General features: G+C 60.8%; 27 protein-coding genes and 1 riboswitch. Of the genes, 8 read left to right on the plus strand and 19 right to left on the minus strand.

Annotation, left to right across the window (positions count from 1 at the left end; all coding sequences use genetic code 11):
- Positions 1 to 44 precede the first annotated feature (44 nt).
- From D8U61_RS19565 to cobO, 6 genes are read right to left on the minus strand one after another with little or no spacing between them, the layout of a single operon-like run.
- Positions 45 to 1,496 (minus strand): cobyric acid synthase, encoded by a 1,452-nt coding sequence (locus D8U61_RS19565; protein WP_130887140.1) that lies wholly within the window; start codon positions 1,494 to 1,496, stop codon positions 45 to 47.
- On the minus strand, positions 1,493 to 2,485 hold the full coding sequence (gene cobD / locus D8U61_RS19570) for a threonine-phosphate decarboxylase CobD (RefSeq protein ID WP_073472676.1): 993 nt from the start codon (positions 2,483 to 2,485) through the stop codon (positions 1,493 to 1,495). Before cobD ends, D8U61_RS19565 begins: the two co-directional genes overlap by 4 nt.
- Positions 2,478 to 3,386 carry an adenosylcobinamide-phosphate synthase CbiB gene (gene cbiB, locus D8U61_RS19575; RefSeq protein ID WP_024012170.1) on the minus strand — a complete coding sequence of 303 codons (909 nt, stop codon included), beginning with the start codon at positions 3,384 to 3,386 and terminating at the stop codon, positions 2,478 to 2,480. The genes cobD and cbiB overlap by 8 nt, the downstream gene beginning before the upstream one ends.
- A complete protein-coding gene (gene bluB / locus D8U61_RS19580; protein WP_024012169.1) occupies positions 3,383 to 4,033 on the minus strand; it encodes a 5,6-dimethylbenzimidazole synthase in 651 nt (216 codons plus the stop codon). Before bluB ends, cbiB begins: the two co-directional genes overlap by 4 nt.
- Entirely contained in the window at positions 4,030 to 5,412 is a 1,383-nt protein-coding gene (locus tag D8U61_RS19585) for a cobyrinate a,c-diamide synthase (RefSeq protein ID WP_130887141.1), read from the minus strand. The genes bluB and D8U61_RS19585 overlap by 4 nt, the downstream gene beginning before the upstream one ends.
- Positions 5,409 to 6,020 (minus strand): cob(I)yrinic acid a,c-diamide adenosyltransferase, encoded by a 612-nt coding sequence (cobO, locus tag D8U61_RS19590; protein ID WP_016773703.1) that lies wholly within the window; start codon positions 6,018 to 6,020, stop codon positions 5,409 to 5,411. Before cobO ends, D8U61_RS19585 begins: the two co-directional genes overlap by 4 nt.
- An 82-nt stretch (positions 6,021 to 6,102) precedes the next feature.
- Positions 6,103 to 6,333: riboswitch (cobalamin riboswitch) on the minus strand.
- A 162-nt stretch (positions 6,334 to 6,495) separates the two neighbouring features.
- Between cobO and D8U61_RS19595 the strand changes: the two genes are divergently transcribed.
- Positions 6,496 to 7,080, plus strand: coding sequence for a hypothetical protein (locus D8U61_RS19595; protein ID WP_130927493.1), 585 nt, complete (start codon positions 6,496 to 6,498; stop codon positions 7,078 to 7,080).
- Positions 7,081 to 7,146: 66 nt separating this feature from the next.
- On the plus strand, positions 7,147 to 8,460 hold the full coding sequence (locus D8U61_RS19600; protein WP_016773701.1) for a sorbosone dehydrogenase family protein: 1,314 nt from the start codon (positions 7,147 to 7,149) through the stop codon (positions 8,458 to 8,460).
- A 128-nt stretch (positions 8,461 to 8,588) separates the two neighbouring features.
- On the opposite strand, the gene D8U61_RS19605 is transcribed toward D8U61_RS19600, so the two are convergent.
- From D8U61_RS19605 to D8U61_RS19625, 5 genes are all read right to left on the minus strand, one after another.
- The gene (locus tag D8U61_RS19605; protein WP_016773700.1) at positions 8,589 to 9,125 is read right to left on the minus strand and encodes a C40 family peptidase; all 537 of its coding nucleotides are present in this window, start codon (positions 9,123 to 9,125) and stop codon (positions 8,589 to 8,591) included.
- Positions 9,126 to 9,340: 215 nt separating this feature from the next.
- A complete protein-coding gene (locus D8U61_RS19610) occupies positions 9,341 to 9,958 on the minus strand; it encodes an NlpC/P60 family protein (protein ID WP_130927494.1) in 618 nt (205 codons plus the stop codon).
- 191 nt (positions 9,959 to 10,149) lie between these two features.
- Entirely contained in the window at positions 10,150 to 10,854 is a 705-nt protein-coding gene (hda, locus tag D8U61_RS19615; RefSeq protein ID WP_007919828.1) for a DnaA regulatory inactivator Hda, read from the minus strand.
- A 206-nt stretch (positions 10,855 to 11,060) separates the two neighbouring features.
- Positions 11,061 to 12,134 (minus strand): AI-2E family transporter, encoded by a 1,074-nt coding sequence (locus D8U61_RS19620; RefSeq protein ID WP_016773697.1) that lies wholly within the window; start codon positions 12,132 to 12,134, stop codon positions 11,061 to 11,063.
- 34 nt (positions 12,135 to 12,168) lie between these two features.
- Entirely contained in the window at positions 12,169 to 13,227 is a 1,059-nt protein-coding gene (locus D8U61_RS19625; protein WP_130927495.1) for a DUF2066 domain-containing protein, read from the minus strand.
- A 372-nt stretch (positions 13,228 to 13,599) separates the two neighbouring features.
- On the opposite strand from D8U61_RS19625, the gene purM reads away from it, so the two are divergent.
- The 3 genes from purM to D8U61_RS19640 are packed head-to-tail and all read left to right on the plus strand — an operon-like array spanning position 13,600 to position 16,030.
- Positions 13,600 to 14,658 carry a phosphoribosylformylglycinamidine cyclo-ligase gene (gene purM, locus D8U61_RS19630; protein ID WP_123442816.1) on the plus strand — a complete coding sequence of 353 codons (1,059 nt, stop codon included), beginning with the start codon at positions 13,600 to 13,602 and terminating at the stop codon, positions 14,656 to 14,658.
- Positions 14,658 to 15,308 carry a phosphoribosylglycinamide formyltransferase gene (gene purN, locus D8U61_RS19635; RefSeq protein ID WP_130927496.1) on the plus strand — a complete coding sequence of 217 codons (651 nt, stop codon included), beginning with the start codon at positions 14,658 to 14,660 and terminating at the stop codon, positions 15,306 to 15,308. Before purM ends, purN begins: the two co-directional genes overlap by 1 nt.
- Before the next feature lie 8 nt (positions 15,309 to 15,316).
- Positions 15,317 to 16,030 (plus strand): DUF3108 domain-containing protein, encoded by a 714-nt coding sequence (locus tag D8U61_RS19640; RefSeq protein WP_016773693.1) that lies wholly within the window; start codon positions 15,317 to 15,319, stop codon positions 16,028 to 16,030.
- Positions 16,031 to 16,268: 238 nt separating this feature from the next.
- On the opposite strand, the gene D8U61_RS19645 is transcribed toward D8U61_RS19640, so the two are convergent.
- Together D8U61_RS19645 and D8U61_RS19650 are read right to left on the minus strand one after the other, a co-directional pair.
- The gene (locus D8U61_RS19645) at positions 16,269 to 17,894 is read right to left on the minus strand and encodes a methyl-accepting chemotaxis protein (RefSeq protein ID WP_130927497.1); all 1,626 of its coding nucleotides are present in this window, start codon (positions 17,892 to 17,894) and stop codon (positions 16,269 to 16,271) included.
- Positions 17,895 to 18,032: 138 nt separating this feature from the next.
- A complete protein-coding gene (locus D8U61_RS19650) occupies positions 18,033 to 19,079 on the minus strand; it encodes an amidohydrolase family protein (protein WP_130927498.1) in 1,047 nt (348 codons plus the stop codon).
- A 129-nt stretch (positions 19,080 to 19,208) separates the two neighbouring features.
- On the opposite strand from D8U61_RS19650, the gene D8U61_RS19655 reads away from it, so the two are divergent.
- Positions 19,209 to 19,625, plus strand: a complete 417-nt coding sequence (locus D8U61_RS19655; RefSeq protein WP_130902185.1) for an OsmC family protein — start codon at positions 19,209 to 19,211, stop codon at positions 19,623 to 19,625.
- A 61-nt stretch (positions 19,626 to 19,686) separates the two neighbouring features.
- Complete coding sequence (locus D8U61_RS19660) at positions 19,687 to 20,553, plus strand: pirin family protein (protein WP_130927499.1); 867 nt, start codon at positions 19,687 to 19,689, stop codon at positions 20,551 to 20,553.
- Positions 20,554 to 20,753: 200 nt separating this feature from the next.
- Here D8U61_RS19660 and D8U61_RS19665 read toward each other — a convergent pair whose 3' ends face one another.
- The 4 genes from D8U61_RS19665 to D8U61_RS19680 form a co-directional block, all read right to left on the minus strand.
- Positions 20,754 to 21,482 (minus strand): dienelactone hydrolase family protein, encoded by a 729-nt coding sequence (locus D8U61_RS19665; protein WP_130927500.1) that lies wholly within the window; start codon positions 21,480 to 21,482, stop codon positions 20,754 to 20,756.
- A 69-nt stretch (positions 21,483 to 21,551) separates the two neighbouring features.
- On the minus strand, positions 21,552 to 23,456 hold the full coding sequence (gene htpG, locus D8U61_RS19670; protein ID WP_071171478.1) for a molecular chaperone HtpG: 1,905 nt from the start codon (positions 23,454 to 23,456) through the stop codon (positions 21,552 to 21,554).
- A gap of 82 nt (positions 23,457 to 23,538) precedes the next feature.
- Complete coding sequence (locus tag D8U61_RS19675) at positions 23,539 to 23,991, minus strand: PaaI family thioesterase (RefSeq protein ID WP_016773686.1); 453 nt, start codon at positions 23,989 to 23,991, stop codon at positions 23,539 to 23,541.
- Positions 23,988 to 24,464, minus strand: a complete 477-nt coding sequence (locus D8U61_RS19680) for a PaaI family thioesterase (protein WP_024012154.1) — start codon at positions 24,462 to 24,464, stop codon at positions 23,988 to 23,990. Before D8U61_RS19680 ends, D8U61_RS19675 begins: the two co-directional genes overlap by 4 nt.
- A gap of 158 nt (positions 24,465 to 24,622) precedes the next feature.
- Here D8U61_RS19680 and D8U61_RS19685 point away from each other — a divergent pair, with 158 nt between their 5' ends.
- Complete coding sequence (locus tag D8U61_RS19685; protein WP_007959016.1) at positions 24,623 to 24,859, plus strand: hypothetical protein; 237 nt, start codon at positions 24,623 to 24,625, stop codon at positions 24,857 to 24,859.
- A gap of 61 nt (positions 24,860 to 24,920) precedes the next feature.
- Here the strand turns inward: D8U61_RS19685 and D8U61_RS19690 are convergent, their stop codons facing one another.
- Positions 24,921 to 25,322, minus strand: coding sequence for an MAPEG family protein (locus D8U61_RS19690; protein WP_016773683.1), 402 nt, complete (start codon positions 25,320 to 25,322; stop codon positions 24,921 to 24,923).
- Positions 25,322 to 26,059 carry a DUF599 family protein gene (locus tag D8U61_RS19695; RefSeq protein WP_016773682.1) on the minus strand — a complete coding sequence of 246 codons (738 nt, stop codon included), beginning with the start codon at positions 26,057 to 26,059 and terminating at the stop codon, positions 25,322 to 25,324. Before D8U61_RS19695 ends, D8U61_RS19690 begins: the two co-directional genes overlap by 1 nt.
- Between the last annotated feature and the right edge of the window lie 121 nt (positions 26,060 to 26,180).

The raw sequence follows: 26,180 nt of genomic DNA on the forward strand, positions 1-26,180 counted from the left end.
CCTGTGGGAGCGAGCCTGCTCGCGAAGAGGCCAGCCAGGACAACTCAAATCCCGCAGAGCTGACGCAACAGCCCGGTATCCAGATGCTTCTCCACCAGATCCGCCAGCCGCTCGATGTCGCGTTCGCGCAAGCCGTGGTAATCGACTTCCTGCACATCACTCAACCCGGCCCAGCGCAACAACGCCGCGCTCGCCTCGGGGGATTCGAACAAGCCATGCAGATAGGTGCCGAACACCTGGCCATCGGCACTTTGCGCACCATCGCAACGACCGTCGTCCAGATGCACCGCCGGGGTTTCCAGCCCCGGCCCGCTGGTTACGCCAGCATGAATTTCGTAACCGCTGACTGCGGCGTTTTCCAGTGCCAGCCGCCCGCGCACGTTGCGCAGTTGCTTTTCGGCTTCGAGCTGGGTTTCGAACGCCAGCAGACCCAGACCGGCGCTCGAGCCGGCAGCACCCTCGAGCCCAAGCGGATCGTGCACCTGCTCGCCGAGCATCTGCAGACCGCCGCAAATCCCCAGCACCTTGCCGCCGTAGCGCAGATGCCGATTGATTGCCGCGTCCCAGCCGTTGGCGCGCAGATAAGCCAGATCACTGCGCACGCTTTTCGAGCCCGGCAGGATGATCAGGTCGGCGGCGGGAATTGCCTGGCCCGGGCCGACGAATTGCAGATCCACCTGCGGGTGCAGACGCAGCGGGTCGAAATCGGTGTGATTGCTGATGCGCGGCAGCACCGGCACCACCACCTTCAACACCTGCTCGGCCTTGTCGGTCTGGCGTTGGTCGATGCCGTCCTCGGCCTCGAGGTGCAGGTCCATCACGTAGGGCAACACGCCGACCACCGATTTGCCGGTGCGTTGTTCCAGCCAGTCGAGGCCCGGTTGCAGCAAGGCGATATCGCCGCGAAAGCGGTTGATGATGAAGCCTTTGACCCGCGCCTGTTCACTCGGCGAAAGCAATTCCAGGGTGCCGACCAAATGCGCAAACACGCCGCCGCGATTGATGTCGGCGATCAGCAAAACCGGGCAATCCACCGCTTCGGCAAAGCCCATGTTGGCAATGTCGCCGGCGCGCAGATTGATCTCCGCCGGCGAACCGGCGCCTTCGACCATTACCAGCGGATACGCAGCGCTGAGTCGCTCGTGCGAGGCGAGCACCGCTTGCATCGCGATGGCCTTGTAATCGTGATAGGCGACGGCGTTCATCGTCGTCACCGCGCGGCCATGAATGATCACCTGCGCGCCGGTGTCGCTGTTGGGCTTGAGCAGCACCGGGTTCATGTCGGTGTGGGGTTCGAGAAAGGCCGCTTGCGCCTGCACTGCCTGCGCGCGGCCGATCTCGCCGCCGTCAGCGGTGACTGCGCTGTTGAGCGCCATGTTCTGCGGCTTGAACGGCACCACCGCCACACCCTGGCGGGTGGCCCAGCGGCACAACGCCGTCACCAAAGTGCTTTTGCCGGCATCGGACGTAGTGCCTTGCACCATCAGAGTGGTCATGGATGGTCCTTGGTGAAAGCTTGCAAAGCCTGTTCGAGACGCAGCGCTTGCGCGGCATCCGCTGGCAGGCCGAAACGTACACTACTGTTGTGGCTGAACAGGCGCAGGAGGATGCCGCGCCGGGCGAGGAATTCGTGCAGCGCTTCGGCGTGCTCGGTGATCAGCCACTGAAACAGCGCGCAGCCACCCTGCGGTGCAAAACCGCAACGGGTCAGCAGCGCCGCCAACCGTTCACTCGCTTCATCGCTGCGAATCCGCTGACGGGTGTGACCCTCGGTGTCTTGCAGGCACGCCGTACCGAGCACCCGCGTCGGCCCGCTCACCGCCCACGGCCCGACCTGTTCGGCGAGCAGTTTGAGCAACTTGCGCTCGGCCAGAACGAAACCGAGGCGCACCCCGGCCAGACCGAAAAACTTGCCGAACGAACGCAACACCACCAGCCCGACCTGATGCGCATAGGGCGCCAGGCTCAGTTGCGGCGTGTTGTCCATGAACGCTTCGTCGACCACCAGCCAGCCGCCACGTTGCGCCAGCCGCGCATGCCAGTCGAGCAGGCGCGCCGGGGTCAGGCTGAGGCCGGTCGGATTGTTCGGATTGACCACCACCAGCACATCAAGACTGTCGAGAAAGAACTCGACTTCCTGCTCGAGCACTTCACGGACAATGTAACCGCTGCGCCTCCAGGCTTCGGCATGCTCGGCATAGCACGGCGACAACACGCCGACCTTGCCGGCCCGGCGCAGACGCGGCAGCAACTGGATGGCCATTTGCGAGCCGGCGACCGGCAGCACCTGCGCGGCGCCGTAATAATCGCAGGCGGCCTGTTCCAGACCGTCATCGGTTTCCGGCAAGCGCGCCCAGGCGCGTAGCGGGATCTCCGGGATCGGGAACGGCCACGGCGCGAGGCCGCTGGACAGGTCGAGCCAGTCGGCTTCGGCAATCCCGTAATCGAGTGCAGCCTTGCGCAACCGGCCACCGTGCTCAAGCATAAAATTCCGCCCCCAGGCAAAGCATCAGCAGCCACAACCATACGCCGCGCTGAACCAATTGCCAGCCACGGTCGATGGAATCGGCATCGGCCGGCGCACCTTCGCCCAGTTGCGGGCGCTCATGCAGTTCGCCGTGATAGATCGCCGGGCCACCCAACTCGACGCCCAGCGCACCGGCACCAGCCGCCATCACCGGGCCGGCGTTGGGGCTGTCCCACTGCGGCGCCTGGGTGCGCCAGCATTTGAGCGCGAGGCGGGTTTTGCCGAGCAGCGCGTAGGTCAATGCCACCAGACGCGCAGGAATGTAGTTCAACACGTCGTCGATTTTCGCCGCCGCCCAGCCGAAACGCTCGAAGCGTTCGTTGCGATAACCCCACATCGCATCGAGGGTATTGCTCAAGCGATACAGGACCACGCCCGGCGCGCCGGCAACGACAAACCAGAACAGCGCAGCGAACACCGCATCGCTGCCGTTCTCCAATACCGACTCGGTGGCGGCGCGGGCCACGGCGTTGCTGTCCAGTTCATTGGTCTGGCGGCTGACCAGATAACCGACGCGCTTGCGTGCCTCGTCCAGATCATCGGCGCGTAACGCAGCCGCGACCGGCGCGACATGCTCGCCGAGGCTGCGCATGCCGAGGGCGCAATACAGCGCCAGAATCTCGACAATCCAGCCGACATAGGGCGCCCAGGAAAATGCCGTGGCGAGCAAGGTCAGCGGCAGTACCGCGATAACCCACGCGGTCACGCCATGGCTGCGCCAGCCTCGACCGCCGGCGTTGAAGCGTTGCTCGATGCGCGCGGCAAAATTGCCGAACGCCACCAGCGGATGCCAGCGTTTCGGTTCACCGAGCAGCGCATCCAGCGCTACCGCGGCGACACTCAGCAACGCCACACTCATTGACTCACTCCCCAGTAATTTTCGTACAGCAACTCGTTCAGCGGCCGCGCCTGCGCCCAGCCTTCAAGTACCAGCATCGGTGCCGGATAGAATTCCTTGACCGGGCCCAGACACAACACCGCCAGCGGCTTGGCACCGGCCGGCAACTTGAGCAAATCCGCCAACGCTTGCGGCTCGAACAGCGAGACCCAGCCCATGCCCAAGCCTTCAGCGCGGGAGGCCAGCCACAGATTCTGGATCGCGCAGGACAACGAGGCCATGTCCATTTCCGGCAACGTGCGCCGACCGAAGATGTGTTTTTCGCGATCGTCCATCAGCGCCGCGACCAGCACCTCAGCGCAGTCGTTGATGCCTTCGACCTTGAGCTGCATGAACTCATCGCTGCGCTCGCCAAGGGCTTCGGCGGTGCGGATGCGCTCTTCTTCCACCAGATCGCGGATCTGCCCGCGCAGAGCGCGATCGCTGATGCGGATGAAGCGCCACGGCTGCATCAGGCCGACGCTCGGCGCTTGATGAGCGGCTTCGAGCAGACGACGCAGCAGCTGCGGTTCGACGCTGCCGCCGGTGAAGTGGCGCATGTCGCGGCGTTCGGCGATGGCCTTGTAGACCGCCGCGCGTTCGGCTTCGGAGAATGTGTTGTCGGTCATGGCCCTTTCGCGAGCAGGCTCGCTCCCGCAGGGTTCAGGTCATCCATTGTGGGAGCGAGCTTGCTCGCGAAGCCGGCCTCACTGTCTGGCGCAAACAATGACGCAATCGCAGTCGGATTCGATGGGAAATAAAAGTGCACGTACGACGCCGTCATCCGTCCCTCGCGATAAACCGCCTCAGCGCCGCGCCCGCCATTGGGACTCAGCCCACGGGCAATAGGCGTCAGCTCGGTGGTGGTCAGCGAATGATGATAGGTATGCCCACGCAACTCCCCTTCCGGCAGCTCAACCGCCTGCAACGCCAGCGCCGCCAGACGCTTCTGCATCACCGCCTCGCCCTTGAGCAAACCGACCAGCTCAGCACGGGTGCCTTCCACGTCGGTCAGCGAATCAAGCAGGTAAAGCATGCCGCCACATTCGGCGAGCAACGGCTTGCCCGCCGCGTGGTGCGCGCGGATTGCTGCAAGCATCGAGGTGTTCTGCGCCAGCGCGACGTGATGCAACTCTGGATAGCCGCCCGGCAGATACAGGCTGTCCGCCTCGGGCAATTGCGTGTCGCGGATCGGCGAGAAAAATTGCAGCTCGGCGCCCATCGCCCGCAGCAGATCGAGGCTGGCGCCATAGGTGAAGGCAAAGGCTTCATCGCGGGCGACGGCGATGCGCACACCATTCAATAAAGGCTCGGCGGCGATGAGGTCAGGCGCGGCGAATTCAACCGCCGGTGGCAGCGCGACTTGGCAACTGCTGGCCAGCGCATCGGCAGCCGCGTCGAGACGCAGATCCAGATCATTCAATTCGCTGGCCTGGACCAGACCGAGGTGGCGGCTCGGCAATTCGATGCCGGTCTCGCGGGACAGCGCACCGTACCAGCGCAAACCTTCGGTGAGGCTGCCTTCGAGCAATTGCGCATGGCGCAGGGTGCCGACGCGGTTGGCCAGCACGCCAGCGAACGGCAAGTCCGGCTGATACTTCGCCAGGCCCAGCGCCAAGGCGCCAAAGGTCTGCGCCATGGCGGTGCCATCGATCACGCCGAGCACCGGCACACCGAAGTGGCGCGCCAGATCAGCGCTGGATGGCGTGCCGTCGAACAGGCCCATCACCCCTTCAATCAGAATCAGGTCGGCTTCGGCGGCGGCTTCCCACAACAGCCGGCGACTTTCCTGCTCGCCGACCATCCACATGTCCAGTTGATACACCGGCGCACCGCTGGCGCGCTCGAGGATCATCGGGTCGAGAAAGTCCGGGCCGCATTTGAACACGCGCACCTTGCGCCCCTGGTTGCGATGCAAACGGGCGAGTGCAGCGGTGACGGTGGTCTTGCCCTGACCGGAGGCCGGCGCGGCAATCAATACCGCCGGGCAGTGACGTGGTTGCTTCAAAGTTCGACGCCTTTCTGCGCTTTGATCCCGGCCTGGAAGGCGTGCTTGAGCATGCCCATCTCGGTGACCGTGTCGCCCATCTCGATCATTTCCGGCTTGGCGCCGCGACCGGTGACCACCACGTGCTGCATCGGCGGACGCGCCTGCAAATCGCTGAGCACCTGATCGAGATCGAGGTAGCCGTGCTTGAGGGCGATGTTCAATTCGTCGAGCACCACCAGACCGATCGAAGGGTCGCGCAACAATTCGCGCGAGACTTCCCAAGCGGCGGTCGCCGCGGCGATGTCGCGCTGACGATCCTGGGTTTCCCAGGTGAAGCCTTCGCCCATGACGTGGAAACGCACCTGCTCGGGGAAGCGGCGGAAAAACAATTCTTCGCCAGTGCTGTTGCGGCCCTTGATGAACTGCACCACGCCGCATTGCATGCCGTGGCCCATGGCGCGGGCGAGCATGCCGAATGCCGAGCTGCTCTTGCCTTTGCCGTTGCCGGTCAGCACCAGCACCAGGCCACATTCGTCGGGCGAGTTGGCGATGCGTTCGTCGATCACGGCTTTCTTGCGCTGCATGCGCGCCAGATGGCGTTCGTCACGCTCGGGGGAATCAGTCATGGGGGGAGCTCTCCGTTGAGGCTGGATAACGGCGGGCAGGCACAAGAATAGAAGGCAAAAAGCCTGGCATCGCCCACCGTGATGCCGCTGAGATGGATCAGGCCGGTCTCCGGGCTCATGAGCGGCGTTTCGCCTGACTGCGCGCCTTCCCGCTTCTTTCGAGGCAGTGGCTCAAGGCGCAGTTTTCACTCATTTACCGTTGCGGGGGCAGCGCCGGGATCGTCGTGGCTTCGCTTGAAGACCACACTCACCGGCTTCCCTGTTTCACTCTGTCGACGCGGGGCCACAGAGCACCTGAAACAAGCGGCGAAGGTTAGAGGGTTGGGGGTGGAGCGTCAATTGAAGAGGCGCTTTGCGCGCGAATAACTGCCGCTGATCAAATGTGCAGCGGCAATCTTGTGCCAGACTGTGACAAGTGATATCAAAGAGCCATGCTTTTTCTGAAAAGCCCACTACAACAATAAGGATGACGACGATGCAAGGCATGATCATCAGCAACCCGCGCCTGGAATTCCTGCGCCCGGTGCTGGAACGCTGGTTTGACTGTATCGATCGCTACAACACCGTTCGCGGCGACAACGACACGCCGTACTGGCACGACGAAAAAGCCAATCTCGGCCTGCTCGCGGCAGCGGCGTGGATGGCTGAAATGGTCACGCTGAACGACACGGCCACGCGCAAACAGAACGAAGAAGGCGAACGCAATGCTCGCGCAGATCTGCTGATTGCCGGCGCCGAAGACCGCGCGTTCATTCAGGCCACGCAACGCTGGCCACGGGTCAACAACCTCAACCTGACCCAGGCCCTGCTCGACATCACCGCTGATGCCAAGCGCATCAGCTACGCCAGCGATCTCAAGCTCGGTTGCCTCTTCGTCGCCCCGCAAAAGCTCCAGCACAGCGCCAGCCCTGAAGAACTGCAGGACATGGTCGACGACCTGCAAAAGGAACACACCTGCGCCGTAGCCTGGTATTTCCCCTACGCCTATCGCAAATTGCACAGCGACGCGGGCAACTATCATCCGGGCATCGCCGTGCTGTTCAAGGAAGCACGCGGTTGAGCAGTTGAACCATCGGGCCTGCGCCCTCCTCTATGTTTAGGAATGCATTCATAGGGAAGATCAGCAATGCGCAAGGCCCAACTCGCTCTTATCATCGCCGTCGCAGGCGGGCTCGCCGCCTGCGGTGAAACCTCCAGCCTGCAAGTCTCCGACGGCACCGGCCCGTCGCCGAAACTGCCCGAACCGAACAAGACGCTGATCCCGACAGTCAACATCGCCCCGGCGGTGGGCTGGCCGGACGGCGCGAAACCGACCGCAGCGGCCGGCACTCAGGTCGCGGCGTTTGCCGAAGGCCTCGATCACCCGCGCTGGCTCTACGTACTGCCCAACGGCGATGTGCTGGTGGCGGAAACCAATGCGCCGCCCAAGCCCGATGACAGCAAAGGCATTCGTGGCTGGGTGATGAAGAAAGTCATGGGCAAGGCCGGTGCCGGCGTACCCAGCCCGAACCGCATCACCCTGCTGCGTGATGCCGACCACGATGGCGTCGCAGAAACCCGCACGGTATTTCTGCAGAACCTCAACTCGCCGTTTGGCATGACGCTCGTCGGCAATGATTTGTACGTTGCCGACACCGACCGCCTGCTGCGCTTCAACTACGAGCCGGGCGCCACCGAGATCAAAACCCAACCGATCAAAGTCGTCGACTTGCCCGGCGGCACGCTGAATCACCACTGGACCAAGAACGTCATCGCCAGCAAGGACGGCAACAAGCTCTACGTCACCGTCGGCTCGAACAGTAACGTCGGCGAAAACGGTCTGGATCAGGAAGAAGGCCGCGCGGCGATCTGGGAAGTGGATCGGGCGACCGGCAATCACCGGATCTTCGCCTCGGGCATCCGCAACCCCAACGGCCTTGCCTGGGAACCCACCAGCGGCGCCTTGTGGACAGCGGTCAACGAGCGTGACGAAATCGGCAGCGATCTGGTGCCGGACTACATCACCTCGGTCAAGGACGGCGGCTTCTATGGCTGGCCGTTCAGCTACTACGGGCAACACGTCGATGTGCGAGTCAAACCGCAGAATCCTGATCTGGTGGCCAAGGCCATCGCTCCGGATTACGCGGTCGGTCCGCACACCGCTTCGCTGGGCCTGACCTTCGCCGAGGGCAACAGCCTGCCGGCGCAATTCAAGGAAGGCGCATTCATTGGCCAGCACGGCTCGTGGAACCGCAAACCGCACAGCGGCTACAAGGTGATTTTCGTGCCGTTTACTGGCGGCAAGCCGACCGGGCAGCCGGTGGATGTGCTGACCGGTTTCCTCGACAAGGACGAGAATGCGCTGGGCCGCCCGGTGGGCGTGGTGATCGATCAGCAAGGTGGCTTGCTCGTGGCGGATGATGTCGGGAACAAAGTGTGGCGTGTGTCGGCCAGCAAATAAGCTAAGCACGACGTAAAAAAATGTGGGAGCGAGCCTGCTCGCGAAAGCGGTGTATCAGTCAAATCATTGTCGAATGACACTCCGCCTTCGCGAGCAGGCTCGCTCCCACAATTAGTTATGCATACGCGCTAGGGGTTATGCGCCAACTGCCCCGGCTGCAACACCCGCTTGGCGCTCAGATACGCCTTCTGCCAATAGGCCTTCGACAGGCTATCAAGCTTGACCGTGCCGCCAGTGGCCGGTGCGTGCACGAAGCGACCCTCGCCGACGTAAATCCCCGCGTGACTGACCTGCGAGCCGCCATTGGTGGCGAAGAAAATCAGGTCGCCGGTCTGCAAGCCTTCCTTGCCAACATTCGGCGCCTGCATGACGATCATTTCGCGGGTCGAGCGTGGCAGCGAAATCCCCGCCGCGTCGCGGTAGACGAAACCGATCAGACCACTGCAATCGAAACCGGAATCTGGCGTGTTGCCGCCCCAGCGATACGGCGTGCCGACCAGGCCGAGGGCGCGGAACAGCACGTCTTCAGCAACGGGAGAAAAAGCCTGGGAAGGACCGAACACGATCGGCGCGCGAACCACGGGGGCTGGCGGCGGTGTACGGCTGGCGCAGGCGCTGAGCAGCGCGGCGCAAAGGATCAAGGTGAGGCGGGCCGACATCGTCATAAGCAGAACATCCTGATCTGGCTGCGGCTTTCTCTGCCGAATGGACAGAAACAAAACCGCCTGCGTCATCACGCAGGCGGTTTGCCATCAATATAGATTCAGGATTCTAGCGGCTACGCGGCAAACTTCAAGTAAGACTTTAACTTCACCTTGTAAAGTTTAGGTCTACTCCGTTGCCGTGCCGTTTTGTCGCCGCGAACGCAGCGACATGCAGGTTACTTGCGAGCGGTGACCACGGTCGGCGCCATGGCGAGTGCACGCTTGGCTTCGATGAAAGTCTTGCTCCAGTAGCTGTCACCCAGGCTGTCGATGCGAACACCGCCGCTGCGACGACTGCTGGAGTGGATGAACTGATTGTCACCCAGGTAGATCCCGGCGTGACTGACACGACCGCGACGACCATTGGTGGCGAAGAACAGCAGATCACCCGGCTCAAGGTTGCTGCGCGAAACCAGCGGCGCATCAACGTTGATCATTTCGCGAGTCGAGCGCGGCAGGTTCATGCCGGCCTCTTCGCGGAACAGGTAACCGATGAAACCGCTGCAATCGAAGCCGGCTTCAGAAGTACCGCCGAAACGGTAACGGGTACCGATCAGGGACATGCCGCGTTCGAGGATGCTGTCAGCCAGTACAGGAAGCTGATAAGGCTTGCTGCCGTTGAACTGGTTGAGTTCTTTTTCGGTGTCCAGCTCTTCCTGGGAAATAACGGAAGACTGGGCGGTAGCAGAATTCTTGACCTGTTGCGGCGGCTCTTGAACCGGAGAATGAGCAGCACAACCGAATAACAGGGTAACGAGTGCGAGAGGCACGAGGGGTGCGAAGCGCTTTAGCATGGGCACGACCGTGGCTGATAGTTGTAAAGAAGCCGAGACTATGCCCGCTATCGTCCTCATTTGCAAATTCAATCGAACTTTATGTGACTTCCCGGTTTCGCGTTTACATCTAAGCGCGTAACTCGTCTGGCCGGTGGATCGCCGCAGATACGCGGGTTTTCTGGCGCCTGAAAGCTGGCAAAAGCCCACTACTACCAGCCAAGAGTTTCCTTGAGGAAGGGAATGGTCAGCTTGCGTTGCGCTTGCAGGGACGCCTGATCAAGCTGCTCGAGGAGATCGAACAGCGCGCTCATGCTCCGCGTGCCGCGAGTGAGAATAAAGTGCCCGACTTCATCGGTCAGGTGCAACCCACGACGTGACGCGCGCAATTGCAGCGCACGCAATTTGTCTTCATCGGAGAGCGGGCGCATCTGGAATATCAGCGCCAGGGTCAGACGGGATTTCAGGTCAGCCAGCTTCACAGGCAGTTCGCGCGGTGAAGTGGACGCGGCGATCAGCAGGCGCCGGCCGCTGTCACGCAGACGGTTGAACAGATGAAACATCGCCTCTTCCCAGTCGGCCTTGCCGGCAATCACCTGCAAGTCATCCAGGCAGACCAGTTCGTACTGTTCAAGGTTGTCGAGGATTTCCACGCCGCGGTCCATCAACTCGGCCAGCGGCAGATACACCGCCGGTTCGCCCATCTGCTCGAAGCGCAGGCACGCGGCCTGCAACAGATGCGTGCGCCCGACGCCGTGCTTGCCCCACAGGTAGATCAGGCTCTCCGTCCACCCGGCGTCGGCTTCGCAAAGACGCTCGACATAGCCGAGTGCAGCGGCATTGGCGCCTGGGTAGTAGTTGATGAAGGTGGCGTCGTCACGCAGACGCACACCTAGGGGCAGCTGAATCGGTTTCATGCTGACTGAACAGTTCTCAAAGGAACCGTTAGTGGCCTCTGTGTAAAGTTGGCGAAGTTTATACCCGTGAGGCTGAGCGCACAATGCGACAGACCCCAAGCAAAATCAAAGGTTTGCGTTGACGCAGCGGTTTTGTGACGGATTCTCTGGCGCCCTCGCCTGCACGACACGGGCCAGCCCGGCCAAGCGCCGGGCTGGCCCTCGCATCACAGCTCGGGTTCGTCGACGCCGCTGTAGATCCCGGAATCCTTATACAAGTCGTGGACATGACGCACCAGCACCATGATCACCGCCGCCACCGGCAACGCCAGCAGAACGCCGGTGAAACCGAACAGCTCGCCGCCAGCAAGGATCGCGAAGATCACCGCCACCGGGTGCAGGCCGATGCGGTCCCCGACCAGTAGAGGCGTCAGCACCATGCCTTCCAGTGCCTGACCGACCATGAACACTGCGACGATCCCGACCATCGGGTACAGATCGCCACCGAACTGGAACAATCCGGCGATCAGCGCCGCGCCAATGCCAATGACAAAACCCATGTACGGCACTATCGCCGCGAGTCCGGCAATCAGGCCGATCAACAGCCCTAGCTCGAGACCGACGATCATCAGGCCTGCCGCGTAGATCACCCCCAGCGCAACCATCACCAGCAACTGCCCGCGCACGAACGCGCCGAGCACTTCGTGGCACTCGCCCGCCAGCGCAACCACGCGCTCTTCGCGATCACGGGGCAGCAGGCTGCGGATCTTGCCCATCATCACGTCCCAGTCGCGCAGCAGGTAGAAGCTCACCACCGGAATCAGCACCAGGTTTGCCAGCCAGCCGATCAGCGCCAGGCTCGAGGCCGTCGCCTGACTCAGCACCACGCCGACGATGTCGGTGGTCTGGCCCATGTGCTCGCTGATCGCAGCTTTGACCTTATCGAATTTCCAGAAGCCGTCCGACAGCCCCAGTTTCGCTTGCGCCCACGGCACAGCGGTGTGCTGCAACCAGTCGAGCATCTGCGGCGCCAGCTCGTACAGACGCAGCAACTGCTTGGCGAGCATTGGTACCAGCACCAGCAGCAACGCGGTGACGATCAAGGTGAACAAGGCAAACACGGCAATCACGCCCCAGGTTCGCGACAGCCCGAGCCGTTCCAGACGATCCACCAGCGGGTCGAACAGATAAGCCAGCAACAACGCGACCAGAAACGGCGTGAGGATCGGGTGCAGCAACCATACAAACGCGCAAAGCAGGACTACCCCACCGAGCCAGAACCAACGCCGCGTATCGGCCATTTACCACTCCTGATGCTTCTATATAAGGAAAGACTTACCAGCGGAACCGCAACGACGGTGCCGCCGCTGCCGGGGTTGGCGCTGCCACCGCAGGCGTACCATCCGCCGCTGGCTGGGCAGGCGCTACCGGGGCCGGCGTTTCGGCCGGCAGTTCCTGCAACTTCGCCAGCGACAATTGCGCGCGCAATTGATCGACGCTGCCATTGACCCGGTAGACGATGCGATCACCCTGCACGCTTTGCAGACGCACGCCGAACGGTTCGAGTAACCGCAGCAGCGCCGCATAATGCTCCAGATTCATGCCCTGCACTTCCAGGGTCTGCTGACCCGACGCGCCGGGCTTGGCGACAAATCGCGGCGCCAGACGCTCGGCTACCGCCAGCATCACCGCATCGGCAACAGCTGCCTGATCGGCGCCCTGTACGCTGCCGGCCTCTTTCTGATCACCGAGCCACAAGCGCCATTTCGCCTGCCACTGCCCGCCCTCTTCGCGCGCGTGCACCGCCAGCAAGGCGTCGGCGTTGTAGCGTTCCGAAGCACTGCGCAGGGGCGCGGGATCAGCGCTTTCCAGCGCCGGTGCGGTGGCAACCAGTTGCTCACTGAGATCAGCCAGTGGCAAACGCAGTGGCAAACCGCGATGTTGTGCGGCTGTGCGCAATGCTGAGGCTGCGGTTTGACCGTCACCGACCAGACTCGCACCTTCGGTCGAGTCGTTCAGCCACCAGCCGAGGATCGACGGTCGACTGGCGCCCCACACCGGCAACCCGGCCCGGCGCAAGGCCTGCTCGGTGGTTGCCGGATCGAAGTCGACTTTCAGCACTTCCGGTGGCCCGGCGTCGAAACCGAACTGGCTGATGATCTGCTGCGGATCCTTGCGAATCGGCGCCAGCCCCGGGTTCTGCGCGGCTTTCGGGTCGCCGGTCAGGCGCAGCACCAAGGTATCGAGCGCCGCCTGCGTGGCGCGATCACGCTCTTGCGGTGCCTGGCCGTTGACTGGCTGACGCACCTGATACAGGCCTTTGAGGTTTTCGGCATGGCTCGCCAGGCTGACCAGCGTCAGGCAGCCTACAAATAACAATTTACAAAAACGCATGGAAAATTCCCGTCGACAGGAGCGGCTGGAACACGCCGCGTGAACCGTTTGAGCAAGGCTGTGACCCCCTCCCCTGGCAAAACATTCACACGGTGGCGGTAAGTTTTTGCACAGTCCTAACGATAGACGGTTAATCGCCACACCTTATACAGGCAGTCATACCCTGCGATTGCAAAAAATTTCCGCCGATATGGCCCTGCCCGTCGGTGCGAGGATGGCCGCTGCCCCTCAAGCCTGATAAAATCGCGCGCCTTCGCAGACCGGCAACAGCCGGGCCCCTCGAAACTCGCGTGAGGCGATCGCCCATCGAGTTCGATGTTCCCGCTGAACTCGGTCGTAACCCCTGAATCCCCTCCCCTAAAGGCCTGGATCATGAGCAAGCAACCCTCCCTGAGCTACAAGGACGCCGGTGTAGACATCGACGCCGGTGAAGCATTGGTCGAACGCATCAAGAGCGTCGCCAAGCGCACTGCGCGCCCGGAAGTCATGGGCGGCCTGGGCGGTTTCGGCGCCCTCTGCGAAATCCCGGCCGGCTACAAGCAGCCAGTGCTGGTCTCCGGCACCGACGGCGTCGGCACCAAGCTGCGCCTGGCGCTGAACCTGAACAAGCACGACAGCATCGGCATCGACCTGGTCGCCATGTGCGTCAACGATCTGGTGGTGTGCGGCGCCGAGCCGCTGTTCTTCCTCGACTACTACGCCACCGGCAAACTGAATGTCGACACCGCTGCCCAAGTGGTTACCGGCATCGGCGCTGGCTGCGAACTGTCGGGTTGCTCGCTGGTTGGCGGCGAAACCGCTGAAATGCCAGGCATGTATGAAGGCGAAGACTATGACCTGGCCGGCTTCTGCGTCGGCGTCGTGGAAAAGGCGGAAATCATCGACGGCTCGAAAGTCGCCACCGGTGACGCCCTGATCGCCCTGCCATCGTCCGGCCCGCACTCCAACGGCTACTCGCTGATCCGCAAAATCATCGAAGTCTCCGGTGCCGACATCGAGAACACCCAGCTCGACGGCAAACCGCTGACCGACCTGCTGATGGCCCCGACCCGCATCTACGTCAAGCCACTGCTCAAGCTGATCAAAGACACCGGCGCTGTGAAGGCCATGGCCCACATCACCGGTGGCGGCCTGCTCGACAACATCCCACGCGTGTTGCCAAAAGGCGCGCAAGCAGTGGTTGACGTGGCCAGCTGGTCTCGCCCGGCGGTGTTCGACTGGCTGCAAGAGAAAGGCAACGTTGATGAAACCGAAATGCACCGCGTGCTCAACTGCGGCGTCGGCATGGTCATTTGTGTAGCTCAGGAGCACGTTGAAGTTGCGCTGAACACCCTGCGTGACGCCGGCGAGCAGCCTTGGGTCATCGGTCAGATCGCCGTGGCCGCCGAGGGCGCTGCGCAGGTCGAGCTGAAGAACCTCAAGGCTCACTGATGCCAAAGTCCTGTGATGTCGTGGTGCTGTTGTCCGGCACCGGCAGTAACTTGCAGGCTCTGATCGACAGCACGCGGACCGGCGACAGCCCGGTCCGCATCGCTGCGGTGATTTCCAACCGCGCCGACGCCTACGGCCTGCAACGCGCCCGCGACGCGGGTATCGCCACCCGCTCGCTGGATCACAAAGCATTCGAGGGCCGCGAGGCCTTCGATGCCGCGTTGATCGAACTGATCGACCAATTCAACCCCAAACTCGTGGTACTGGCCGGCTTCATGCGCATTCTCAGCGCTGATTTCGTGCGCCACTACCAGGGTCGCCTGCTTAACATCCACCCGTCGCTGCTGCCCAAATACAAAGGGTTACACACTCATCAGCGCGCGCTGGAGGCCGGCGACACGGAACATGGCTGCTCCGTGCACTTCGTCACCGAGGAACTCGATGGCGGACCACTGGTCGTACAAGCAGTATTACCGGTAGAGTTGCACGACACGCCGCAGAGTCTGGCGCAACGAGTCCACGCTCAGGAACACCTGATCTACCCGATGGCAGTACACTGGTTTGCCGAAGGCAGGCTGACACTCGGTGACCAGGGTGCTTTACTCGACGGCCAGTTACTCGCCGCCAGCGGCCACTTGATTCGACACTAGGAGATATTATGCGTCGCGCCCTGCTCTTCGCTTGCGCTCTGCTCGCCCTGCCCTTCGCGCAGGCAGCGGACCTTCAACCGTTCTCCGCCAGTTACACCGCCGACTGGAAGCAGCTGCCCATGAGCGGCACCGCCGAACGCAGCCTGACCAAGGAAGCCAACGGCGTCTGGAAGCTCAGCTTCAAGGCATCGATGATGATCGCCAGCCTGACTGAAGAAAGCACCCTGAAGCTGGACAAGGACACGCTGCTGCCGCAGTCCTACCACTTTGAGCGTGGCGGTCTGGGCAAAGCGAAAAAGGCTGATCTGGACTTCGACTGGGCCAACAAACTGGTGACCGGCACCGACCGTGGCGACGCGGTGAAAATCCCGCTGAACCGTGGCATGGTCGACAAGTCGACCTACCAACTGGCGCTGCAGCACGACGTTGCCGCCGGCAAGAAAAGCATGAGCTATCAGGTGGTTGATGATGGCGAAGTCGATACCTATGACTTCCGCGTGCTGGGTTCGGAAAAGGTCGACACCAAGGCCGGCCAGATCGACGCGATCAAGGTCGAACGCGTGCGCGATCCGACACAAAGCAAGCGCATCACCGTGCTGTGGTTCGCCAAGGACTGGGATTACCTGCTGGTGCGTCTGCAACAGGTCGAGACTGACGGCAAGGAGTACAACATCATGCTCCAGGACGGCACGGTTAACGGCAAAACCGTTAAAGGCAGCTGATCCATAGCAGAACAAAGAGCCCCGCGAACGCGGGGCTTTTGTTTATCTGTTCGATGATACTGCGCGGCGGCCTACCCCTCACCCCAGCCCTCTCCCGAGGGAGAGGGAGCCGACCGAGGTGACTGCCGCTAACCATCGAGCTGAGAAACCGAGTCGAATATGGATTCCAAAGCATCGCAGGATTAGTCCCCTCTCCCTCCGGGAGAGGGTTAGGGTGAGGGGCTTTTGAAGGTCAAACTCACACCGAAAACCGCGCCACCATCCCGTTCAGATCCACCGCCAACTTCGACAACTCCTGACTCGCCGCACTGGTCTGATTGGCCCCCGCCGATGTCTGCATTGCCAGATCACGAATATTCATCAGATTGCGATCCACCTCGCGCGCCACCGCTGCCTGCTGTTCCGAGGCGCTGGCGATGACCAGATTGCGCTCGTTAATCAAGGTAAACGCCGAGGCAATTTCGTCCAGGGCCGAGCCTGCGCTCTTCGCCAGCTCGAGGGTCGAGCGTGCCCGAGAATTGCTCTGCTGCATCGAGCTGACCGCCGAATCGGTGCCCTGCTGAATCCCGCCGATCATCTGCTCGATTTCCTGGGTCGACTGCTGGGTGCGATGAGCCAGCGCCCGCACTTCATCCGCCACCACTGCAAAGCCACGCCCGGCATCGCCGGCGCGCGCGGCTTCGATCGCGGCGTTGAGGGCGAGCAGATTGGTCTGTTCGGCGATCGAGCGAATCACGTCCAGCACTTTGCTGATGCCATGAACCTTTTGCGCCAGCGCCTCGACCTGCGCGGCATTATTGGTGACATCGCCAGCGAGAAACTCGATCGACGTCACCGTCTGCTGCACTTGCTCGCGCCCTTGGCGGGCGATGCGGTCGGATTCGCGGGAAGCTTCAGACGTGGCCACGGCGTTGTTCGCCACCTCTTCCACCGCTGCTGTCATCTGGTTGACCGCAGTGGCGGCCTGTTCGATTTCCTGACTTTGCTGATGCAAGCCGCGAGTGGCGTCTTCAGTGACGCTGCTGAGTTCTTCGGCAGCCGAGGCCAATTGCGTGGACGACTCGGAGATTCGGCGGATCGTGTCGCGCAGATTGTGCTGCATGCTTTTCAGCGCTTGCAGCAGACGCGCCGGCTCGTCTTTGCCAACGATGTGAATGTCACCGGTCAAATCCCCACCGGCCACCACTTCGGCCACGCTGAGCGATTGCGACAACGGCACGACAATGCTGCGCGTCAGCAGCAACGCCAGGCCGACGGTAATCAGCGCAGCCATGGCGATCATTACTGCGACCCACACCCGCGATTGTTTGAAGACCAAGCGCGCTGCCTCAGTGGCGAGACCGGCATTTTGCTTGTTCAACTCGACCAGATCGCGCAGAGTCAAAGCAATCTCATCGGCCAGCGGACTCATCTGATCATTGAGAATCGCCGAAGCGTCTGCCACCCGATTCTGCGCTGACAGCTGCAGGACTTGCGCCTGCAGTTCCAGGTATTTGTGCTCGGCAACCTTGAAGCGATCAAACAGCGCGCGCTCTTCCGGCAAAACGATCAACGCGTCATAACGCTGCTGCGCTTCGCTCAAGCCACTGCGCAGCTCGTCGAGCTTGGCGACATTCTGCTCCAGTGCCTTGGGGTCACGGTTGAGCAACAGGCGCATGGTCAGTGCGCGCAGGCGCAGCATGTCCTGACTCATCTCACCGACCGCCATCACGCTTGGCAGCCAGTTGTTGTCGACTTCATCGGACTGCGCACGCATGTTCGACATTTGCAGCAAGGCGAACGCGCCAAGGGCAAACACCATCAGGGCCAGCAGGCCAAAACCGAGACCGGCACGCGGGGCAATATTGAGACTACGGATATTCATCACTCTGGCTCCTTCCAAAAGCGCTGCATCAGCCTGCAGCGGGTTGCTTTAGAAGGTATCGGCATTGCCGTGAAATTGCGTAAGACGAAAAGGCGATAGGCAGACGAGCGGCTAGTCCGAACCCCTGGCTTTGACGTTTCAGCGCGGAGCAGCGGGTTTTTCCGTGTTGCGCGGCAATATCGCCAGGAAGTTATCCCGCGCGACTTTGCGCGCCACCGCTTCCGGCAGCGCATCGAGAAACGGCTTGTAGCTGTGCATTTCCTGACCGAGTTTGTTGAACCGTCCTACTACGTCAGAGCCGAGCATGAAGCGCTCGGGATACTTTTCCACCAGCGCCAGCCATTCGGCGCGGGGCTTGCCCTGCTCGTCCAGCAAGTACGGCGTGAGCATGCTCCACGACAGGTCGATAAACAGATTCGGATAAACCTCAAGCATGCGCGTCAGGGTTGGCAGGAGAAACGGCAACTGGGTCTGATGCCGATGGATCTCGGCGCTGGTGCCGGCGTGCGCCCAGATGAATCGCGTGTGCGGATGATTGCGCAGCGGCTCTTCGACCTCCTTCAGGTACAGCGGATTTTTCTCACGCTTGGAAGTGATGTTGGAATGCAGCATCACCGGCAGATCATTTTCCGCGGCGAGGTGATAGATCTTGGTCATCGCCTCGTTGTTGGCCCGGGGTGTATCGCCGGAGGTCAGCGCGGTCAGGTCATCGTGCCGGGTGAACACCTCGCCGATGCCCTGCCACAAACCCGGATACAGGTCGAGCATGCGCTGGATGTGCGCGGCGGAATTCTTGTCATTGGGATTGAAGCCGGACAGGAACGGATGAAAGTACTGGCGCTGCTCCGGCGCGAGTTTCTGCACCGCATCGGCAATGATCACATCGGTGGCGCTGTACCAATAGGCATCGGCGTCATCGCCGGCGTAATAACGCGGGCGCTTGGGTTCGTCTTCATGCCATTTCTTCGCCACGGGAATACCGGAAATCATGACGTGCTCGATGGAATTTTCTTTCATGGCCGTGAGCAATTTCTGCATGCCGGCGCTTTCCTGGAAAAAATCCACGTAATGCAGGTGCGCATCGCTGTAGGTGTATTCGCGGGCACTGGCGCTGCCAGCGAACAGCAGCAGACAGGCAAGACTCAGACGAGACAAGGACACAAGTAATCTCCGGCAGATGGGCATAGCCTAGACCGCGCCCGAACGACAAGGGTTCATCCCTGCCGAAAAGCGGAACGCCCACTGCCGCGAATGCTCTATAACTGCAAGGTCTGCTTTGATCGAACGATTTCTCCTGCCGCCTGTGAGGTTTCCATGACTGTTACCGTCAATACCGTCTCTGCCGAAGGTTTTCGTCACACCGTCCAGATCGACGACCACGAATTGTTTGCCGATGTACCGAAAACCGCCGGAGGTGGAGGCACCGCACCAGAGCCACACGATTACTTCGACGCTGCGCTGGGCGCCTGCAAAGCGCTGACTGTGAAGATGTATGCGAAGAAAAAAAACATCCCGCTGACAGGCGTGGGAGTCGAGGTAAAGCGCGACAACAGCCAGGAACAGAAAGGCAAATACGCCCTGCATGTCACCCTTACCCTTAAAGGCGTACTCACCGACGCCCAGCGCGAGGAACTGCTGCGTGTGGCCGATCGCTGCCCGATTCACAAATTGATGACCACCAGCGAAGTCAGCATCGAAACTCACGCACCACAAGGCTTCGACAGCCAATAATCCTCCCGATGCCAGCGGCGGGTTATGCTTCTGGCATCACCCGCTCAGCCTGGAATGCACCATGGACACGCCACTCCTGATCATCCGCCCGCGCGCCGAAGACGTCGAAGGCCAGCCGATTCTGCGCCCGCTGCCGTCAGCCAAATGCCGCAACGTCGGGCCTTTCGTGTTTTTCGACCACATGCTCGAGACGATTTATCCGACGGGTAAAGGCATGGATATCCGCCAGCATCCGCACATTGGCCTGTCGACACTTACCTATCTGTTCGAAGGGCAATTGCAGCACAAGGACAGTCTGGGCTCCGATCAAGTGGTCGGTGCCGGCGATGTCAGCTGGATGACCGCCGGCAGCGCCATCGCCCACGTCGAGCGTACGCCAGCGCCACTGCTCGCCGAGACCTTCACCTTGCATGGCCTGCAAGTCTGGCTGGCCTCGCCCAAGGCACACGAACAGGGCCCGGGGCATTACAGCCATCACCCGGCAGCGATGCTGCCGGTCAGCGATAACCTTGGCGTGCAGATTCGCATGATTGCCGGGTCAGGCTTTTGCCTGGAATCGCCGGTGCCAGTGCTTTCTCCTACGCTGTATGCGGAAGTGAAGATGCAGACCGCGACCACCCTGCTGATTCCCACCGAGCATGAAGAACGCGCGGTGTACGTGTTGAGCGGTGATGCGCAATTGAATGGCGAGGCGATCGAGCCGCAAGCGCTGGTGGTGTTGCCAGCCGGCGAAGAGATGAGCCTGTTTGCCGAAAGCGATGTGCACGCGGTGGTGTTCGGCGGCGCCGCGCTGGACGGTCCGAGGCGGATCAACTGGAATTTTGTTGCAAGCGATTCGGCGGCGATTGATGAGGCACGGCGCAAGTGGGCGGCCAAGGATTGGCCGACGGTGCCGGGGGAAGTCGAGCGGATCGAATTACCGCGCTAGGCCGCTTACCCTCACCCCAGCCCTCTCCCAGAGGGAGAGGGCTGGGGTGAAGTGTCTTGCGTTATACATCGACCTGAAAAATCTCGGCGATTATGGATTCGCCTATTCACGTTCAGGTCGACGCCACTCCCGAGCCCCCCCAATCAGTCCCCTCTCCCTCCGGGAGAGGGCTAGGGTGAGGGGTTTTTCGCTTTTCGCTTTTAACCGTTGAACACTTCATCCAGCAGATCATGCATCGACTTGAACGCGCGCTTGGCGGTCTTTTCGTCGTACATCATCTTGCCCGGTACGTTGGCGTGCGGATCGGTAAACGAGTGCACCGCGCCGCCGTAGCTGAACAGTTGCCAGTCGACCTTCGCTGCGTTCATTTCCTCTTCGAACGCTGGCAGTTGCTCCTTCGGCACCAACGGATCGGATGCGCCATGCAGCACCAGCACCGAGCCCTTGATGTTCTTCGCATCCGCCGGGTTCGGCGAATCCAGCGTGCCGTGGAACGACACCGCCGCTTTCACCGGCGCACCCGTGCGGGCCAGGTCCAGCGCACAGCAACCACCGAAGCAGAAACCGAACACCGCCAGTTTCGAAGTATCCACCGCGGCTTCGCCCTGGCTCTGCAATTGCTCGAAAGCCACTTGCAGACGTTTGCGCAACAGCGCGCGGTCGTCCTTGAGCGGCATCATCGCTGCCAGCGCCTCATCAGCGTTCTGCGGACGCACGCTCTGGCCGTAGACATCCGCGATCAGCACCACGTAACCCTTGGCCGCGACCGACTTGGCGATGTCTTCGGCACCGGCGCTGACGCCCATCCAGTTCGGCGCCATCAGCAAACCCGGGCGCGCAGCCTTGTGCTCGGCGTCGAACGCCAGGCGACCTTCATAGGCCTGGCCGTCAATCTGATAGACCACGGAACGTACAGTGACTTGGCTCATTTCTGACTCCTGATTGAGTAAACACCAGAACGAAAAAACCCGCCGAAGCGGGTTTTTCCTACAACGTGATCAAACCGACAGTTCAACCAGCAGCTTGTTCAGCCGGCGCACGTAAGCGGCCGGATCCTTCAAGCTGTCGCCAGCCGCCAGGGCAGCCTGATCGAAGAGGATGTGCGACAGGTCGCCAAAACGCTCTTCGCTCTGCTCGCCATCGAGTTTCTCGATCAGCGGGTGGCTCGGGTTGAATTCGAAGATCGGCTTCGAATCCGGGACTTTCTGCCCGCTGGCTTCGAGGATCTGGCGCATTTGCAGGCCCAGGTCCTGTTCGCCGATGGCCAGAATGGCCGGCGAATCGGTCAGACGATGGGATACGCGGACTTCAGCCACGGAATCACCCAGCGCAGTTTTCAGACGCTCGACCAGCCCTTCTTTGGACTTGGCGACTTCTTCTGCGGCTTTCTTGTCCTCTTCCGAGTCCAGGTTGCCCAGATCGAGGTCACCGCGCGCCACGTCGACAAACGTCTTGCCGTCGAATTCGCTGAGGTAGCTCATCAGCCACTCGTCGATGCGATCGGTCAGCAGCAGCACTTCGATGCCTTTCTTGCGGAAGACTTCCAGGTGCGGGCTGTTCTTGACCTGCGCGTAGGTTTCACCTGTGAGGTAGTAGATCTTGTCCTGACCTTCCTTGGCGCGGGCCAGGTAGTCAGCCAGACCGACAACCTGCTCGCCGTCGTCGCCCTGGGTCGATGCGAAACGCAGCAGACCGGCAATTTTCTCTTTGTTGGCGAAGTCTTCTGCCGGGCCTTCTTTCATGACCTGACCGAAGTTTTTCCAGAAGCCTTTGTATTGCTCAGGCTCGTTCTTCGCCAGTTTTTCCAGCATGTCGAGCACACGCTTGGTCAGCGCGGTTTTCATCGAATCGATGATCGGGTCTTTCTGCAGGATCTCACGCGACACGTTCAGCGACAGGTCGTTGGAATCGACCACGCCTTTGATGAAGCGCAGGTACAGCGGCAGGAACGACTCGGCCTGATCCATTACAAACACACGCTGCACGTACAGCTTCAGGCCTTTCGGCGCTTCACGCTGATACAGGTCAAACGGCGCGCGGGCCGGCACGTACAGCAGCGAGCTGTACTCGAGCTTGCCTTCAACCTTGTTGTGGCTCCACGACAGCGGATTTTCGAAGTCGTGAGCGATGTGTTTGTAGAACTCCTGGTATTCCTCGTCTTTGACTTCAGTGCGCGGACGGGTCCACAGCGCGCTGGCACGGTTGACGGTTTCCCATTCAACGGCTGGAGCCTCTTCGCCTTCGGCCGGAGTGACTTCCTTCGGCAGTTCGATCGGCAAAGCGATGTGGTCGGAGTACTTCTTGATAATGTTGCGCAGACGCCAGCCATCCGCGAACTCGTCTTCGCCGGATTTCAGGTGCAGGACGATGCGGGTGCCGCGCTCTGGCTTGTCGATGGTGGCGACTTCGAACTCGCCCTCGCCTTTCGACGACCAGTGCACGCCTTCGCTGGCGGCAGTGCCGGCGCGACGGCTGTAAACATCAACCTTGTCGGCAACGATGAAGGCCGAGTAGAAGCCGACACCGAACTGGCCGATGAGGTGCGAATCTTTCTTCTGATCGCCGGACAGGTTTTTCATGAAGTCGGCGGTGCCGGATTTGGCGATGGTCCCCAGGTGGGTGATCACATCGTCACGGTTCATGCCGATACCGTTGTCTTCGAGGGTGACGGTCTTGGCGTCCTTGTCGAAGCTCACACGGATTTTCAGGTCAGCGCCACCTTCGAGCAACTCAGGCTTGGCCAGGGCTTCGAAGCGCAGCTTGTCGACAGCGTCAGAGGCGTTCGAGATCAATTCGCGAAGGAAAATTTCCTTATTCGAATACAGCGAATGGATCATGAGGTGCAGCAGCTGCTTTACCTCGGTCTGGAAGCCCAGGGTTTCCTTTTGAGTTTCCACACTCATGGTCATCAAACTCCAATCAGATGGCAGTGGCCGCGACCCGAAATGGTCTGCGGCGGGTTGTCATCTGAGTTGGGGGCGCTGTTCAGGATTTCAAGGGCTCATCAATTTTGAAGTGCGCGCGGGCGGTGGCGATCGGTTCGGCCTCGGTACTCTGCCAGGCAGTTACCGCTACGTTAGCGACGCGACGGCCCTGACGGCAGACCTGACACCTGGCCCAAGTGTCGCGAAACTGCCCGGCGCGCAGGTAATCGAGGGAAAAATCGATGATCTTCGGCACACCCGGCGTGCCGGTGAAAATCAGCAAATGCAGGGCTGCGGCCAGCTCCATGAAGCCGGCAATCACGCCACCATGGATCGCCGGCAATAAAGGGTTACCAATGTTGTCCTTGTTCGCCGGCAGCTTGAACAAGAGCTCATCGCCAACCCGCGAACATTCGATACCGATCAGCCCGGCATAAGGAATCAACGCCAGCAGCGGCGCGTAATCGCCCTGCGCGTGAGCCTGTTGCAGCTGCTCCCTGAGATCGTTGCTCATTGGCTCGCTCCCTTGATCGCGCCCGCGAAACCCTTGCTGCCCTTCAGACCGATGCCCATGCGCATGAATGTGCCGACGACGTGGGCAATCGGTTGCTCGGGATCGTCCTGGTAAGCAAAACCACGGGCAAAGATCACGTCGGTGGTGACGCGATAGCACTGGGCAAAACCGTACACCGCTTTGTTCGGTTCAGCGGCGTGCATGTAGTCGATGCGCAGATCGAGGGTCGGACAGACTTCGAACTCCGGCAGCACGCACAGGGTCGACATGCCGCATGCAGTGTCCATCAATGAAGTGATGGCACCGCCGTGGATGACTCCGGTTTCGGGATTGCCGACGATTTTTTCGCTGTACGGCAGGATCACCGTCAGCCCTTCGCTGGAGGCACTGTGCACTTGCAGACCCAAGACCTGACAGTGGCGCAATGCCGATAAAAAGCGCGTCGCGCGCTCAAAAACGGGGTTTTCGGCCATGTGATAATTACTCGCGTTTGGGCCTTATGCCAGTAGTGAGAAAAGCGGCAAAAGTTCCGTGATAAAACAAACTTATATATCTGAAACAATTGAGGAACTTAACCCGTAGCGCCGAGTTCTTAAGGCCAGTAGTTATTTTCCATAAGGAGATACACCCCATGCGTAAGACTTTAGCTATTGCCTTGATGTTGACCGCTTCCCTCGGTCTCGCTGCCTGCGATAAAAAATCCGAGGACAAAGCTCAAGATGCCAACCAACATGCTGAGCAAGCTCAGCAAGACATGAACAAAGCTCAGGATAAAGTGAACGACGCAGCAAAAGAAAACGCCGAAGCTGCCAAAGCTCAGGCTGAATCGAACGCCGCTGCTCAAGAAGAAGCCGCCAAAAAGCAATAAGCTTTGTGGTGTGAAAGAAAACCCGCCAAGTGCGGGTTTTCTTTTGCCTGCGATTTACCGGTTAGAGCAACACGGTTCTAAAAGTCGGACTAATCATCAGCAACAACGAACAGATGAAGCCAACTAGCCACATCAGGCTGCGCAACTTCGCCAGATCCGCCAGATAGAACCACAGATAGAACACTCGCGAGATCACGAAGATGATCGCCAGCGCATCGATCAGCCAACCCGCGGTTTGCGTGGTGTGCGCCATCAGCACACCGACCGCGAACAGAATGAAGGCCTCGATGCTGTTCTGATGGGCCGCCAGCGCCCTCGCACCGAAGCCGGTCAACTGCGCCTGCTGCTGCCGAGGCAAGTGATTGTCATACCCGCCCTGCTCTTTCATGGCCTTGGCCACCGGCATGCGCGCCACGTAGATCAATAAAGCACTGATAAACACACACCAGAACGGAATACTCATCAAACAGCCTCTTTGTTCGCCTCAGGGACGGGCGCCTCTGTAGGGGTATAGACCATGACATCGAGAACGTCGGAATGAAACTCGCGGCGATACAACACCACCACCACGCCCGCGCTCATGATCATGAACAGCCACGGGCTGACGAACCACGCCAGCATGCTCATGCCGAAGTAATAAGAGCGCAGGCCGAAGTTGAACTGGTTGGCCGCCATCGAAATCACCCGCGCCGCCCGTGAAGCGAAGGCCTTGCGTTCCTGCTCGGTCACTTGGCGCTCGCCGATCATCGGCGCTGAACCGACCAGAATCGCCGCGAAGTTGTATTGGCGCATGCACCAGCTGAAAGTAAAGAACGCATAGACGAACACCAGTGCCAGGCACAGCAACTTGATCTCCGACATGCCCTGCGACGCCTGCTGCACCATCGGAATATCCGCCAACAACGACACGGCTCGGTCGGACGCACCGAGCACGGTGAGAATACCGGCGAGGATGATCAGCGTGCTGGATGCGAAGAACGAGGCGTTGCGCTCCAGATTGCCGATCACGCTGGCATCGGCGATGCGGTTGTCACGCAGCAGCATGCGGCGCATCCAGTCTTCGCGGTAAAGGTGCAACACGCTGGCCAGACACGCCGTATCACGGGCCTTCCAGGTGGCATAACGGGTGTAACCGCCCCAGCAGACGACAAACCAGACGGCGGCGAGCAGGTGGATCAGATTGGCTTGGATGAACGACATTCGTTGTCCTGAGCAAGAGGAATGATGGAGGGAACACTTCGTTTCGACGTGTTGGCTCGTAAAAAGACACGCTCATTGAAGAGTCAAATACATTCAAAATAGACCGCAGCTATCAGCTTTC

This window comes from Pseudomonas sp. Sample_14 (assembly GCF_004307515.1).
Lineage (GTDB): Bacteria > Pseudomonadota > Gammaproteobacteria > Pseudomonadales > Pseudomonadaceae > Aquipseudomonas > Aquipseudomonas atacamensis.

Coding starts and splice junctions, on each gene's coding strand:
- D8U61_RS19565 (WP_130887140.1), bottom strand. CDS start 1,496: ATGACCACTCTGATGGTGCAAGGCACTACGTCCGATGCCGGCAAAAGC.
- cobD (WP_073472676.1), bottom strand. CDS start 2,485: ATGCTTGAGCACGGTGGCCGGTTGCGCAAGGCTGCACTCGATTACGGG.
- cbiB (WP_024012170.1), bottom strand. CDS start 3,386: ATGAGTGTGGCGTTGCTGAGTGTCGCCGCGGTAGCGCTGGATGCGCTG.
- bluB (WP_024012169.1), bottom strand. CDS start 4,033: ATGACCGACAACACATTCTCCGAAGCCGAACGCGCGGCGGTCTACAAG.
- cobO (WP_016773703.1), bottom strand. CDS start 6,020: ATGACTGATTCCCCCGAGCGTGACGAACGCCATCTGGCGCGCATGCAG.
- D8U61_RS19595 (WP_130927493.1), top strand. CDS start 6,496: ATGCAAGGCATGATCATCAGCAACCCGCGCCTGGAATTCCTGCGCCCG.
- D8U61_RS19600 (WP_016773701.1), top strand. CDS start 7,147: ATGCGCAAGGCCCAACTCGCTCTTATCATCGCCGTCGCAGGCGGGCTC.
- D8U61_RS19605 (WP_016773700.1), bottom strand. CDS start 9,125: ATGACGATGTCGGCCCGCCTCACCTTGATCCTTTGCGCCGCGCTGCTC.
- D8U61_RS19610 (WP_130927494.1), bottom strand. CDS start 9,958: ATGCTAAAGCGCTTCGCACCCCTCGTGCCTCTCGCACTCGTTACCCTG.
- hda (WP_007919828.1), bottom strand. CDS start 10,854: ATGAAACCGATTCAGCTGCCCCTAGGTGTGCGTCTGCGTGACGACGCC.
- D8U61_RS19620 (WP_016773697.1), bottom strand. CDS start 12,134: ATGGCCGATACGCGGCGTTGGTTCTGGCTCGGTGGGGTAGTCCTGCTT.
- D8U61_RS19625 (WP_130927495.1), bottom strand. CDS start 13,227: ATGCGTTTTTGTAAATTGTTATTTGTAGGCTGCCTGACGCTGGTCAGC.
- purM (WP_123442816.1), top strand. CDS start 13,600: ATGAGCAAGCAACCCTCCCTGAGCTACAAGGACGCCGGTGTAGACATC.
- purN (WP_130927496.1), top strand. CDS start 14,658: ATGCCAAAGTCCTGTGATGTCGTGGTGCTGTTGTCCGGCACCGGCAGT.
- D8U61_RS19640 (WP_016773693.1), top strand. CDS start 15,317: ATGCGTCGCGCCCTGCTCTTCGCTTGCGCTCTGCTCGCCCTGCCCTTC.
- D8U61_RS19645 (WP_130927497.1), bottom strand. CDS start 17,894: ATGAATATCCGTAGTCTCAATATTGCCCCGCGTGCCGGTCTCGGTTTT.
- D8U61_RS19650 (WP_130927498.1), bottom strand. CDS start 19,079: ATGCCCATCTGCCGGAGATTACTTGTGTCCTTGTCTCGTCTGAGTCTT.
- D8U61_RS19655 (WP_130902185.1), top strand. CDS start 19,209: ATGACTGTTACCGTCAATACCGTCTCTGCCGAAGGTTTTCGTCACACC.
- D8U61_RS19660 (WP_130927499.1), top strand. CDS start 19,687: ATGGACACGCCACTCCTGATCATCCGCCCGCGCGCCGAAGACGTCGAA.
- D8U61_RS19665 (WP_130927500.1), bottom strand. CDS start 21,482: ATGAGCCAAGTCACTGTACGTTCCGTGGTCTATCAGATTGACGGCCAG.
- htpG (WP_071171478.1), bottom strand. CDS start 23,456: ATGAGTGTGGAAACTCAAAAGGAAACCCTGGGCTTCCAGACCGAGGTA.
- D8U61_RS19675 (WP_016773686.1), bottom strand. CDS start 23,991: ATGAGCAACGATCTCAGGGAGCAGCTGCAACAGGCTCACGCGCAGGGC.
- D8U61_RS19680 (WP_024012154.1), bottom strand. CDS start 24,464: ATGGCCGAAAACCCCGTTTTTGAGCGCGCGACGCGCTTTTTATCGGCA.
- D8U61_RS19685 (WP_007959016.1), top strand. CDS start 24,623: ATGCGTAAGACTTTAGCTATTGCCTTGATGTTGACCGCTTCCCTCGGT.
- D8U61_RS19690 (WP_016773683.1), bottom strand. CDS start 25,322: ATGAGTATTCCGTTCTGGTGTGTGTTTATCAGTGCTTTATTGATCTAC.
- D8U61_RS19695 (WP_016773682.1), bottom strand. CDS start 26,059: ATGTCGTTCATCCAAGCCAATCTGATCCACCTGCTCGCCGCCGTCTGG.